The sequence below is a fragment of the Halodesulfovibrio aestuarii DSM 17919 = ATCC 29578 genome (genome assembly GCF_000384815.1).
GTDB classification, from domain to species: Bacteria; Desulfobacterota; Desulfovibrionia; order Desulfovibrionales; family Desulfovibrionaceae; genus Halodesulfovibrio; species Halodesulfovibrio aestuarii.
The window spans coordinates 1-11,960 of record NZ_ARQF01000011.1 but is presented as its reverse complement, the minus strand read 5'-3'; the positions used below and the strand labels follow the sequence as shown (position 1 = coordinate 11,960).

15 protein-coding genes are annotated in these 11,960 nt (G+C 49.6%); all 15 read right to left on the bottom strand.

Translation table 11 applies throughout. The features are described from left to right. Positions 1-127: 127 nt before the first annotated feature. The gene (locus F461_RS0100480) at positions 128-1,567 is read right to left on the bottom strand and encodes a tail fiber protein (protein WP_019999198.1); all 1,440 of its coding nucleotides are present in this window, start codon (positions 1,565-1,567) and stop codon (positions 128-130) included. A gap of 12 nt (positions 1,568-1,579) precedes the next feature. Then, the gene (locus F461_RS18370; protein WP_019999197.1) at positions 1,580-2,224 is read right to left on the bottom strand and encodes a phage tail protein I; all 645 of its coding nucleotides are present in this window, start codon (positions 2,222-2,224) and stop codon (positions 1,580-1,582) included. Further along, positions 2,224-3,321, bottom strand: coding sequence for a baseplate assembly protein (locus F461_RS16630; protein ID WP_019999196.1), 1,098 nt, complete (start codon positions 3,319-3,321; stop codon positions 2,224-2,226). The genes F461_RS18370 and F461_RS16630 overlap by 1 nt, the downstream gene beginning before the upstream one ends. Then, on the bottom strand, positions 3,318-3,641 hold the full coding sequence (locus F461_RS0100465; protein WP_019999195.1) for a GPW/gp25 family protein: 324 nt from the start codon (positions 3,639-3,641) through the stop codon (positions 3,318-3,320). The genes F461_RS16630 and F461_RS0100465 overlap by 4 nt, the downstream gene beginning before the upstream one ends. After that, a complete protein-coding gene (locus F461_RS0100460) occupies positions 3,642-4,520 on the bottom strand; it encodes a phage tail protein (RefSeq protein ID WP_019999194.1) in 879 nt (292 codons plus the stop codon). Next, complete coding sequence (locus tag F461_RS16625) at positions 4,513-5,196, bottom strand: phage baseplate assembly protein V (RefSeq protein WP_019999193.1); 684 nt, start codon at positions 5,194-5,196, stop codon at positions 4,513-4,515. Before F461_RS16625 ends, F461_RS0100460 begins: the two co-directional genes overlap by 8 nt. Next, a complete protein-coding gene (locus F461_RS0100450) occupies positions 5,196-6,212 on the bottom strand; it encodes a phage late control D family protein (protein WP_019999192.1) in 1,017 nt (338 codons plus the stop codon). Before F461_RS0100450 ends, F461_RS16625 begins: the two co-directional genes overlap by 1 nt. Before the next feature lie 2 nt (positions 6,213-6,214). Then, positions 6,215-6,412, bottom strand: a complete 198-nt coding sequence (locus F461_RS0100445; RefSeq protein WP_019999191.1) for a tail protein X — start codon at positions 6,410-6,412, stop codon at positions 6,215-6,217. Beyond that, positions 6,405-8,822 carry a phage tail tape measure protein gene (locus F461_RS0100440; RefSeq protein WP_019999190.1) on the bottom strand — a complete coding sequence of 806 codons (2,418 nt, stop codon included), beginning with the start codon at positions 8,820-8,822 and terminating at the stop codon, positions 6,405-6,407. Before F461_RS0100440 ends, F461_RS0100445 begins: the two co-directional genes overlap by 8 nt. 67 nt (positions 8,823-8,889) lie before the next feature. Beyond that, positions 8,890-9,219 (bottom strand): phage tail assembly protein, encoded by a 330-nt coding sequence (locus F461_RS0100435; protein ID WP_019999189.1) that lies wholly within the window; start codon positions 9,217-9,219, stop codon positions 8,890-8,892. Between the two features lie 37 nt (positions 9,220-9,256). Continuing rightward, positions 9,257-9,784, bottom strand: a complete 528-nt coding sequence (locus F461_RS0100430) for a phage major tail tube protein (protein WP_019999188.1) — start codon at positions 9,782-9,784, stop codon at positions 9,257-9,259. Further along, the gene (locus F461_RS0100425; protein WP_019999187.1) at positions 9,784-11,043 is read right to left on the bottom strand and encodes a phage tail sheath family protein; all 1,260 of its coding nucleotides are present in this window, start codon (positions 11,041-11,043) and stop codon (positions 9,784-9,786) included. Before F461_RS0100425 ends, F461_RS0100430 begins: the two co-directional genes overlap by 1 nt. 3 nt (positions 11,044-11,046) lie before the next feature. Then, the gene (locus F461_RS0100420; RefSeq protein WP_019999186.1) at positions 11,047-11,304 is read right to left on the bottom strand and encodes a hypothetical protein; all 258 of its coding nucleotides are present in this window, start codon (positions 11,302-11,304) and stop codon (positions 11,047-11,049) included. After that, positions 11,305-11,766: a hypothetical protein gene (locus F461_RS0100415; protein WP_019999185.1), complete on the bottom strand. Its 462-nt coding sequence runs from the start codon at positions 11,764-11,766 to the stop codon at positions 11,305-11,307. Continuing rightward, a partial coding sequence (locus F461_RS19255) for a hypothetical protein (protein WP_034605911.1) occupies positions 11,766-11,960 on the bottom strand: 195 nt, incomplete at its 5' end. The genes F461_RS0100415 and F461_RS19255, both read right to left, overlap by 1 nt.

Here is an 11,960-nt window from a genome sequence, read left to right as displayed (position 1 = left end):
CCCTCCTGCCCATCAAACTGGATAGCGTGAAGAGTTTCATCAAAATCAAAGTTAGGTAGTTTTAGAGCGCTGCCATCAACTAGAACTACTTTATCTGGTGCAATAACTGTTACGTGCATAACTTCTCCTATAGATATTTAATGTAAAACACGCCGATGTATGGCGGCCGGTTTTCATGCGCCTGAGAACCACCAGTGTGAGCCGTTCCATCATCGGGATCGCCAGTATTGCGGCTGTTGAAGTTGTGATAAGTGGAACCCGACAGATCATTACCAGTCTCATATGCGATTAGGTGGTCATGTGACGCAGTCGTGCTTACGGTTGGAGAAACCTTTTCAGCACCACCTTTGCTTCCAACGGAATATTTTCCGCCTGCACCAACGGTAAATCGGTCTCTCATATTGGGTGTACTTACATTCCTGCCATCTGGAGAAGCATATGTGCGACCATCACATACGCCGTATCGCAAATCGGGTTGTCCCGTTTTTTCATCTATAGGCCGTCCGGAGCTGTTTACAGAACCACTAAATAATTCAATGCCACCATGAATTTTAGAGTCTGCAATACGCGATCTGACTTCGCTTTCTGTGTAATAACGTGAATCGTGATTGTGATTCGATGCAGCTTTGGTATTTGCGGCATTTAATGCCTGTGTTCCTCTATCGTATGCAGTCTTTGCGGCTAAGCTTGTAGCCAGTACATCATTACGGCTTGAACTGACACTGTGGCTCTTCGCGTTAGGTAGTTCACCAAGCCCCACATGTGCAGGCGTATGCGTATGTGTTTTGGTGGCATACACGCTATTATGGTGGTGATTGGATGCTGCCTTTTGACCCGCGAGATCAAGAGCCTGCTTTCCTTTGTCATACGCAATTTTCACAGCCTTACTTGTGGCAAGGCTGTTGCTACTGGTAGACGTTACGCTGTCACTTTTCGCGTTAGGTAAATTGCCTAAACCTACCTGATTAGGGGTGTGCGTATGCCCAGCTGGTGGAAAAACAGAAGGCTTGCCGGTAATAACACTCCACGTATGGGTATGAGTCCGCAACAGTTCGCGAATATCGTGATGCGCGTTCGGCGCTGTGTTGTGGTTTTCCAAGTCTTCATTTGTTACAGGCACAGTGCTTTCAACGCGGATCTCTACCGTAGAATTACTGGAACACTTAATGCGCAGCGTAACGGGAATTTCAATGCGGTATTCATCCTTAGCGCTGATCCATGTAGATTTAACAGGCGGCACGCAATCTGCCATGTAAAGCACTTCAGAGCCGTCTTTTTTTTCTGCAATCACACCCAGCTCAGTAAGGGCAAAGCCTTCATCAAGCGTTACGTTTGTAAGTACACAAGTAATGTCTGCTGCACCGCCGGACTGCCTACCGCCACTTGGGGCAACGCGCATTACTTCGTTGTTGAGCGCTGTTAAGTTTCTTTCGGCGTATTCTTCGTCTGTCCATGCGCCACTGCCAAATGCAATACCGGTAATGGTCAATTCTTCGCTACCTGCGTGAACTTGTGCAAGTAACGTCTGTCCTACCTCAGTAGTTCGGACGTTGATAAATGTTGCCATGGGTGTTCCTTTTTACAGTTGAGAGTTGCACAAGATGCTTGGGAGAAAAAACGCCACACCAACACTGCCGCATTGCCCGCTACCGGATGCATGATGCTGCATTACGCCGATAATAGGCTGTGCAACCTCACACATACCGCCAACAACAAGGCTGCTTTCTGCACTGCGGGGTATGACAAGCGCGTCTAGGTGCTGGCTCTGTCGTTTAGTTTCGGTCAGTATGCGTGTGAGTTTGCCGAATGAATCTTTTGTTACTGGATCATCGTTATCCACACGCACTTTAAAGGTGCCGCGTGTGCCGCCGTCTTCGTGCCATTCCTCTAGTGTTGCGTTGCCGTACACCGTTTCCAGTGCATCACGTACACACCAGCTGGTGCCGCGTGTCATGTTCCAGATAAGGGACTTTTTAATGACTTCGCGTTTGCGTTCCACACTGAAAGCCGGCTCCCAGAACGGCGCGCACAATTCACGCGCTAGTATGGAAAGTTCCGGCTCCACCATGTCATCAACACGCAATAAGAACTGCGGCACATTCATTGTGGCAAGCAGCAGCGAAAATTCTATATCAATTACTTCTGCCAGCGCCTTGGTGGTTGCATCATCCTTGATGGAATCCGGAAGCAGATCTGCAAAATGAAGTTCCGTAAGTGTGGTCATTAGGCTTGCACTCCACCAAAGTTGATTGTGGTTTCGGTGCAGACTGCTACTTGCGTGGATGCAACAGCGGCATACGCTGGCAAAGCTACATTCACATTCTGAACGCCGGCACTGCGTAAACGGTGAATTAGTTCGGAAGGGTTAATGTCACGTCCAAGGCGCAGGCGCTGCCATTGGGTGAACTCTGCAACAATGTGTTCAACTTCTGCGGCAAGTGCTGCTTGCTGCGGCACAGATGGCGCATACCATGTAATATTTAGCGTATATTCAATCTGTGCGGGCGCGAGAACCTGCACTCTGTCACCTTGCGGGCGCACTTTGTCCGGAGAAAGAACAGCGGCAACCTGTGCCAGCTCCTCAGTGGTGGGAATGCGGCCTTTTTCCATAAGTACATACACTTCAATTTCACACGGCTGCGGAGAGACTGAAACGGCGTGTGCAACTTCCTGATGTGCAGACATGGCCCACCAGCCATACGCACCAACGGGGCCGGCTGTACTAAACCCACGCGGCGCTTTGAGGGCGCGTTCTCGCAAGTGGTCGTTACTTTCCACGTTTGCACCGCCCATGCTTGTGGCGGTGTTTTGTACAGAAACAATGCCCGCAATCGGCTTCACAAGCTTATTGATCTGTCCAGCTGCAAAGCCGTTGGCAATGCTGCCGGCTGTTTCACATGCAGCTTTTACCGTTACTGTTGTTTTGCCAGCAACAAGTCCTGCATCTTCAGTTGTGGCAAACATAAGCTTGCCATCAGGTGTAATCTGCGAACCCTTGGGAACAACAATGCCTGTGTGTTCTGCTTCTGCCGTAAATTCAAAAGGACCTGAAGCATACGCCGCATCGAGGCGCTTGGTAGAAACAAACGCGCTTACGTGATCAAGGTGCTCATCTTCTGCATAGGTGGCTAAATTCTGCTTTGCGCTATGGTCAAACTCACTGCGGATCAGCGCGAACTCCATTGCTGTACTTTCCAACAACAGACGTTCAGGCGCACCCGGGTAAAGTTTTGTACCTGTAATCGCTTCGAAGTTCGCAATCATGCGCGATTCAATCTTTGCAGGGTCGTTATCTACAAATGTAAGAGCGGGAAGACTCATGTTGCCTCCTTAATTTCAAGCGTAACAACGGGGTACAGCCGCCCGTCAGCGGCTTCACTGGTGCGAGGGGCAAACTCAACACGCAGCACACGCACACGGGGTTCCTGCTTCTCAACCTCTGCGATTACTTCGCCCGTAAACAGCGCCATGGCCTCTGCTTGCGGCTTATCTAAAAACGTTTGCCTAATACCAAAGGTTCTATCCAGCGGTACAGTGCCGCGCGTGGTGGAAAGTATGTTCCGAACATTTTGCAGAATTGCTGTAATACTCGTTGCCCCATACTGCTGGCGCCATTCGGTGGTGGTATCTACGGTGTACATTTAAAAATATTCCTTCAGCTTCAGTTGAACTTCTGCGGACTGAATCGCGCCGCCGTATCCAAACGTGTTCACGGTCACATCAAGATTTAACAGGGCGTAATTGCCGTAGTTGCGCCCACCTAATACCAGCGGGTATGCCTGTTCACTTTCCTGCATGGCTTCCAGCTCTGCTATGCGTGCAGCTGGCTTTTTGCAGAATGGATGCATCAACTTGATAGTGATTGAAATGTCACGCAGGCCAATGCCAAGGTGCTGGCCTTTGGGCGCAGCGTGCAGAATGGTGTGTTCTGCAAAACGGGCAGGACGTGACACGTTAAACTTTTCCGGCGTTATGGTGTTTTCGCGAGAAACCTGAAACGCGATTGTCCCGAAAGATCCTATAGGACTCTGCGGCGGTACGGCCTGTGTAGTTGTCATGCTTTGCGACGTAGGCACGGGCTGCGTTGTTACAGGCGCAACTTGTGGCGCTGGCATAGCAACGGTTTCTGTGTGTACCTGTTGCATATTCTCAGTAATCTGCGGCACGGGTTTCTTGTCCTTTATGCCATCCAGTGCGGTATCTACAAGCTTGGAACGGAGTCCATTGTCGTTTGCTACGCTCCAGCCATCCACGGGAATTTTTACGAACCGTCCATGCAAAAAGCTGTTTGCAACTTGGTCAGGTGTTCCGCCGGCTGTTGCGTTTCCTGTTGCTTCGTAAAGATCACGCGTAAGGGCTGAATGCTCGCGTTCCATCTGGCGCGTAACAAGTGTAAGTCCTTCGTGCTCGAGCGTGGTGCCTGCTTGTTCTGCAATCTCTCGTGCAACTTTAGGAATGCCTTCTGCGGCGCGCCCGTTTGCAAACAGTTCGTTACTGATAGTTTTCAGCAAGCTAGTCATGCGGTGCTCCTGTGTCGCCACCATGCGGGCATGTGTGCTTGTGGCCGTTGAGTGATACGTTTGCCACTACATCTGCATCGGTTGAAATATCGTCTGTGGTGTGCAGCTTGCCTTTAAATGAAGCATCGCCACCATTGGAGCCGCCACCTTGAGAGAGTGCGCCGTTGATAAAAGTCTTGCCGTTAAGCGTAATAATCGGAGCATTGAGCGTAATTGACTTCTTAGAAGTTCCGGTAATCGTTCCGTCAGCTATTGCGGAAATGTTGCCAGTTGTTTCTATGGTGGCATCACCGGGAATAACTGCGGAAAGAACGTGCGTATTCCGGTCGTACTCAATGGTTGCACCGTCTTTAAATCGTGCATGCCACTTGTCGCGAGTAGTAACAGGCACGGGGTCTGTTTCAGAATAGTAGGCACCTAGCACAAAGCCTTGCTCGTTACCGGATGGAAGAAAGGCACACAGCACCATTTCACCAACATCCGGCATAATGTATTGCTTGTCCTTGTGGGTTTTGGCTTGCAGTACGCGCAGGTCAAAACTTTCCATGTTGTCTGCATCTGGCATTACAACGCGGCAGGTTCCGGCTGCATCGCTAACAGACGTCACCTTGCCGATCTGAAATAAGTTACCAAGCACCGCAGCCAGTGCGCCAATGTCGTGGGTGTAGTCTTGCATTAGTAATTCACCGTCCTGCGGATAGAGAGAGACACGGTATAGCCACCTTCACCCGTTGTATGCGTGGATTTCTCAATAGCGTACAAGCCGTTCAAAACTCCGAAACCACCTAGCGTGCAGACAGAGCCTGCAATAAAATGCGGGTTGCCCATACAAGAGATGGTGCCGCTTGTTTCAAACTTGTTTTTCCTGCGTAAAGCTGCGGTTGCTTTTTTGCGGGCGGCGTCCAGTGATTCAACTCGCGTTTTGATTTTGAGAGTCTGGCCAGAGGTGGGAACGCCTTCCGGTTTGCATAGATATTTGCGCGTCTCGTTCGTGGCAGCGTCATGGTATTGAATCTCGCAGGCTGAATAGATGTCCGTACTTTTGTCCGTAATCTCAACAGAGAGCACCATGTTTTTGTTTATGGTTCCCGCGCTTGGTTTTTTGTCTTGCTTGGCTTCGTCCATCAAAATTACTTTGCCGTCTGCCAGCTTCAATGCGTGGCCATGTTCTTTGGCAAGGCGGCGGATAAAGGCAATGTCGCTTTCAGACTTTTGCTCAATGCGGGTAAACTGCACATCATCACCAGTGAACACGCAGCCGAAACCGTGCTGGGTAGCAATCTTGTTTGCTATGGCAGAAAAGGTGGTGTTCTCCCATGCGCGGCTTTTCTTCTCGCGGCGGATCGCGCCTTTAACCATTGCGGAAATAGCTTTAAGCGTGATGGAGTCACCAGCGCCGCCGAACTTGTAGGCTGTTTCGTCTATTTCAAATACGCCACAGTTAACTACAAGCCGTTCATGTTCACTGTGCCAGTGTTCAGTAATGAGTTTCGCCGTCAGCTTATCGCCTTTAGTGGGCTGCCATGCTCCGGAGAAAAGACCGTCTCGGTTATCCAGTTCAATGTCCAAACTGTCCGCCTCGGTAGAGTTAGCAGCATCCGACCACGTAACGGACGTAATGTACGGCGCAAGCTGCGTGGAAACATTCTTGCCGCGTATGGTTATGTCGAAATAGGCGTTTCTGGTATGCATGGTTATTCCCAGGGCGCTTTGATAGTCGTTGTTGCTGCTGGCAGATTTGGCACGTTGAGCGTTTCACCACCGGCAAAAAATACAACAGTTCGATACTGCGGGTTTGCATCAACAAGCCGCTGGAACAGTCGTTCATCGTTCCACAAATTACGGGCGATCGCATCGAAGGTTTCACCCGTCTGAGCAATGTAGCTAGTCAAGGGCGCGTCTCCGTTGTTCATGGTGCATTTTGTTAACTTGGTCGGTCATAGTGTTGACCAGTTCTTTATCTTTTTGAGCCATAAACCGGTTTCTTTCTGCTTCGGTTAATCCTGCGGGAATGTTGTACGTGACGGACATTTCCACTTTAGTTTCATTGGCAGGTGCTAGAACTTTATCCGCAGACTCTGCGGCCTGCTCTATGCCATCAAACTGTTTACCAGCTGCACCGCCAAGCCAGTCCCCCAGCATGCCGCCGCCCAAACCGCCAAGCATGCCACCAATCGCTGTACCAATGCCGGGAAGAATAAACGACCCGATAGCAGCGCCAATGGCAGAACCAGCCATGCTGCCGCCAGTACCACCCGCCATACTGCCAACGGTTTCGCCAACTTTTTCACCGGATGAAAGGGAATTAACAAGAGAGCCTGCGCCCATAATCATACTGAGAGGACGAAAGCCTTTACCGAGGAATTTTCCAGCCTTGCTGTTCACAAGATTGCCCATCATGTTGCCGGCTTTACTGTTCGCTAATTTGCTAAATATGTTGCCAATACGCCCATTGGAAAGCTTGCCGAATATGCGTCCGGCTTTGGATCTTCCAAGCCTGCGTGAAAATTTGCTTCTGCGGCTTTTATCGCTACGTTTGCGGGACTTTTTCTTTTTGCTATCGCTGTCCATACCAAACCCGCCGGAGTCGGAATCACCCAGCGAACCGGAGTTTGTAACCGTAACGGGAACGGGGCCGCTAAATCCTTTCTGCAACTTGCCTCGTTTCAAAAACTCGAAACCTTGCCCCATAATGGTGCGGAAAATTCCAAGTCCAAGAGCCGCAGTTTTTAGGGCAATAAGGCCACCCACAAGGCCGGTAACTGTTTTCGTTACGCCTGTGTGTTCACGTGCAAAATCAGCCAGTACGTTTACGCCACTGGCAAAGGAATCAAGCATCATGTTTAGTTCTGGAGCAACGGCAGAGGAGATAACACCCGCAAGATCAGTAAGGCTGTTTGTAACCTTGGCGGCATTAGGTGTGGCGGTTTTGAGGTAGTTGGCAATGTTGGAATCAACAACGCCACGGGCACCTTCGCTAACGTCTTTGACAGTGGCAGAGAGCGAATCAAGATTTTTCAGCATCGGCACAATAGCTTTTGAGCCTTCGTCACCGAACACGTTTTGAATGGCCTGTGCACGTTCATCTTGCCCCATACCGTCGAGCGCAGCATTCACCTGCTGCAACGTGGCGACCATATCAAGCTGCCCGTTAGCGCCGCGCACTAAATCAATGTTCCATTCTTTTTGCGCTTTTCCTAACTGACGCAGAACCGCATTCATGCCCGTACCAGCTTTGCTGCCACCAAGACCTGCGGAGTTAAGTACGCCCAGTAAGGTAACGCCTTGTTCAAGATTTACATTGTAGTTCGCAAGTCCGGCAGAACCTTCTTTCATGGACTCGCCAAGCTGCCCGAAGTCTTTAATCTGAAATTTAAGCTGCGTCTTTGTAAGCAGATCACCGATGCGGGCAAACTTTTCTTCGTTTGTTCCGGCAAGAGAACTGCCCAAGTTGTTGTATGTGGTTGCAAGCACTTCACCCACGGATTCTGCTTGTCCGTTTGTTACCTTTGAAACCTTGGCAACAATGGAAGAGCCGGCACGTGCGGCAGCTGCATCAAGTCCCGCAGAGTTAAGGGCATATTGAATGTCATACGCTTCTGTAAGAGAAGCCAAACCTTCGCGAGATAATTCCCGCGCCTGCTTACCCGCATCAACCATTGCTGCGTTTTTGTTGTCGCTGTTGATGGCAGTACTTAAACGAAACTTTGCCTGTGCTACCTGTTCACCAAGAACAAGGGGAGCCGCAGCAGCACCAGCCATTGCAGCTGTTCCGACAATTTGCCCTTTAAGGTTTTTGCGCTGCTCTGCATACTTTTGAGACTTTGCCATGCTTGCGGCGTAGGCATCTTGTCTTTGTTTTGCCTGCGCAAGTGCAGTGTTTAATCCACCATATTCTTTGCGCATGGCAGCAATGGAACCTGCATGCTGTTTTGCTTTAACAACATTGCGAGCATAGCTGCGGCCTTCGCGCTCCATTGCATTTGTTACTTTGGCAATGGTTGCTTCTGTGCGTTCAATCTTGCGGGCAAGTAAGCCGGAAACTTCTCCGGCTTCTTTACCCTGCAAGTTCAACTGCACAAGTTCTGCTTGTGCTTTTTGTAGCTGAGTACGGTACTCGCTAATGCGCCCACTCTGGCGCGCAAGATCATTTCCCAGACGTAACGCCGGCATTTTATTCAAGCTGGTAACAGCTTCACCAATACGGCTGAGTCCGCGTTCTGTGCGGTTCATATTTGCCGTAAAGTTGCTATTCAGCGAAGAGCCGATAACAAAATTAAAACCAACTTGTTTAATTGCCATGTTTACCTCTTTCGTAATGCGCGTAACCAGTTATCCAGTTTACCAAGCGGCATCTGCAAAACGTCTGTTAATCGTTGTCCGGATTGCTTGCAGAAGACGAGACAGGCGCGTCGAAGATCATCGGCGCTGATTGAGACTTTCCCATATCTTGGTATTCCTGCATGAGCTTGAAGTAGTTGGCTTCTGGCATTTTGACGAACACGCCAAAGGGAATGTCGGTCAGCTGCGACAGCAGGCATGCTTCATAACGGGCATTACTAGCGTTGGGGCCTGCCATATCCGCAGCTTCAAGGTGGTCGCTAACAATGGCCTCGCGCATGGTCACGGTGGAAATAGTTTCACCGTCAACAGTGATGGGCTTAATCAAAGTAATTTCATTCACAGTAGGTTCAGACATGAGTGTTTCCTCTCTAGGGTAAAAGATGGGGGGTAGATTAACCTTCGCGGCCAAGATCTTTGCGAACCTGCTGCAAGTAGTCTGTTTCGCCTACCTTGTGGATCATGTTGAACTTGTCGATCTCTACAACAGGCTTGTTATCGAGCCACATTTTCAGATAATCGCAGGCCAATTCCACAGGTACATCCTGCATTTTTCCAGACTCATATTTGCCAAGCCCTACAGATTTTGGCGTGCCGGCCACCATTACCTTTTGCGGGAAGGTGGTCAGCGCTGCACCATTGGAGATAGCGCGTGCTTGAGTAGACGCGCGGAAGGTAAGCTCATGACGTTTCGGCGCACTAAGTTCCAACGCATGTTTTGTTGCAGTGCGAAACTTAATTTTCACGCTCATGTTGCTGGTGTGTCCGATCGTTGGCGAATCCAGTTCACCGGCTATGCCGGCACCGGAAAGCGTTTCAGACATAAACTCAATACTAGGCAGCTCTGCATCTGCAACGCCCATAAAGAGTTCGGAACCGGAGTACACATCAAACGAGATAATCTTTTCTGGTTGCTTACTCATTAGTTACTCCCGAAAAGGTTCTGGAAATTGGTTACGTCGAATTCCAGAATGTTCACGATCTCACGCGCAGGAACCGGCGGTGTCATCTTGGTATGGAAGCGCACAACGCCATCGATCAAATCAGTGGTTGGGTTTTCTTCCTGATAAAAGAAGATCTCGCCACCGAGGATAATTTCCATTTGTTTGAATCCATTCAGGCGAATGTTTTCACTGTCTACGATGGTTTCAATAAATCGGCGTGTGGTGGGACCATCCAGTTTCTGGAAGTACGTGAGCACAAAGGTATTGGCGTGCCAGCTGAAGAAGCGGCGCACAGAAATAAATGCGTCTTTCGGGTCCGTGTTGGATGGGTAACAGGCAGTACGGTTGCCGAAAGCTTTCCAGCCACCGTCAAAGTTCAGCGCTGTAACAACGCCTTGCCCGTTAAGATATTCAGCCTGTGGCAATTCAAGGTGTACGGGTTTGCCGTTTGCTACAGCGCCGCTAATTGGCATGCGGCGGTTGGATGGAGAAACGTATGGGATGCCTTCATAATCGGCATCAGTCTGGGCAATAAGTCCGGCAAGGTATGTGGACATGTTGTACACATGTTTACCTAGTGTAACTTTAGGCCAGCAGCATACAGTGTGCTTGCCTGTGTAGTTATTGGTTTCTTTCCAGCTTGGTACGTCTGTGTACTTGGTGCAGGTAGCGTCGGGAATATCGGTCAGGGCAAGGCAGGAGAAAATACCGTTAATGGTACTTGCCTTGGTGTCCATAACTACACCAACAGCAGGATCATGAGAAAAGCCTGGTGCAAGAATTTGCCCTGGTACAACTCGGAATTTGGGGAATACTTTTGAAACAAGTTCTAAGCCGGTATATGTGCCGGCGTCTGCATCGTAGCCGCCCACAATATCTGCGGCAGTAACTTTGGTAACGTCGGCTGCTTCACCAGTTTTATGGGTAGCTGGATCAAATACGTTGATAACTACAATTGGCGCTACATTGCATTTGCCAAAGAACACGTCAGCAAATTCACACAGCGTATATTTAAACATGCTGTTGGCATCTGCTTCATCAGTAAAGCCCAGCTGTTCAACAAATTCTTTAAACGTGTAGCAAAGTACAGGCTCATTAATAGGCTTGTGCTGTCCTTCCGAAAGTAGATGCACTGGCGCAGTACCCACAACAACAGGGATACTGGCACTGATGCGACGCGGAGGCACAATAGCGGTAGGCACTTCGCGTGTATGAACTCTGTGGTAATAACCGGACATACGTTACCCCTGTGTTGCGGCAAAAGCTTTGGCAATTGCAGTTGTAGGATTTTCAAGATCACGCTTTGCTGCACCGGCTTTGGAAAGAGGCACAAAAAGCGCTGCCAAGTTTGCATCTACGTTTATGGCCTGCGCCAAATGGTCAGGCAGCTTGCCACCAATAAAAACGCTGCCATGCCCAACGTGGCGATCTCCGTTAAGAGAAGCGCCTAAATAGATAACGGTCTCTTGTGTGTCGGTGGTTGGTGTTTCTGTAGCCATCTACAAATCTCCTGTATGATTGGTTGAAAGATATTGGCCTTGCCATGTGGTACGCACAACACCCATATGCATATGCTTGTGTTGTTCTTCCGGTTCCGGCTTGGCAAACTTCACAGGCCGAACAAGTTCCCAGCTGCCTAAATGGTTCATGGTGGAAAGCTTGCGGCGAAGCCTGCCGGTTACAACTGCAATCCAGTCTTCTGCATGAGCAAAACCCTCGCGCGAATACACGCCACAGAGTAGATCAACATGCTCTGTGCAATAGCCTTCCTCATCATCTTCGCCGCTGATCCACCGCACCACGACGCAGGGGAAAGTCTTTTCTGCGTCAGGATCTTTCGGCACAGCGCTTTTAAAAACCTTCACAGCGCCGAGTGTGTCAGAACCTTTTTGCTCCATTGCAAGGTCTGTCACAGCTTCGGAAACAAACTGTTCAACGTGGTCGAGTAAATCTTTAAACATCAGCCGATAATCCCGTTTATGAGTGCTTGGGCATGGTGGGAAAAGTTCTTTTCAAAACGCTCTTCAGCTTTGCGTTGGAGATCCCCTCTAATGTCGTCATCTTTGAATAAATTGGGATAGCCCGGGCCATACAAAGCATGAATAGGGTTTCGTTCTTTTCCGTCACGTTTAAATATGAGCGTTGCGTGGTTACG

Excerpts from the sequence above, each read along its gene's own strand:
- F461_RS0100480 (WP_019999198.1), bottom strand. The coding sequence starts at position 1,567 with ATGGCAACATTTATCAACGTCCGAACTACTGAGGTAGGACAGACGTTA.
- F461_RS18370 (WP_019999197.1), bottom strand. The coding sequence starts at position 2,224 with ATGACCACACTTACGGAACTTCATTTTGCAGATCTGCTTCCGGATTCC.
- F461_RS16630 (WP_019999196.1), bottom strand. The coding sequence starts at position 3,321 with ATGAGTCTTCCCGCTCTTACATTTGTAGATAACGACCCTGCAAAGATT.
- F461_RS0100465 (WP_019999195.1), bottom strand. The coding sequence starts at position 3,641 with ATGTACACCGTAGATACCACCACCGAATGGCGCCAGCAGTATGGGGCA.
- F461_RS0100460 (WP_019999194.1), bottom strand. The coding sequence starts at position 4,520 with ATGACTAGCTTGCTGAAAACTATCAGTAACGAACTGTTTGCAAACGGG.
- F461_RS16625 (WP_019999193.1), bottom strand. The coding sequence starts at position 5,196 with ATGCAAGACTACACCCACGACATTGGCGCACTGGCTGCGGTGCTTGGT.
- F461_RS0100450 (WP_019999192.1), bottom strand. The coding sequence starts at position 6,212 with ATGCATACCAGAAACGCCTATTTCGACATAACCATACGCGGCAAGAAT.
- F461_RS0100440 (WP_019999190.1), bottom strand. The coding sequence starts at position 8,822 with ATGGCAATTAAACAAGTTGGTTTTAATTTTGTTATCGGCTCTTCGCTG.
- F461_RS0100435 (WP_019999189.1), bottom strand. The coding sequence starts at position 9,219 with ATGTCTGAACCTACTGTGAATGAAATTACTTTGATTAAGCCCATCACT.
- F461_RS0100430 (WP_019999188.1), bottom strand. The coding sequence starts at position 9,784 with ATGAGTAAGCAACCAGAAAAGATTATCTCGTTTGATGTGTACTCCGGT.
- F461_RS0100425 (WP_019999187.1), bottom strand. The coding sequence starts at position 11,043 with ATGTCCGGTTATTACCACAGAGTTCATACACGCGAAGTGCCTACCGCT.
- F461_RS0100420 (WP_019999186.1), bottom strand. The coding sequence starts at position 11,304 with ATGGCTACAGAAACACCAACCACCGACACACAAGAGACCGTTATCTAT.
- F461_RS0100415 (WP_019999185.1), bottom strand. The coding sequence starts at position 11,766 with ATGTTTAAAGATTTACTCGACCACGTTGAACAGTTTGTTTCCGAAGCT.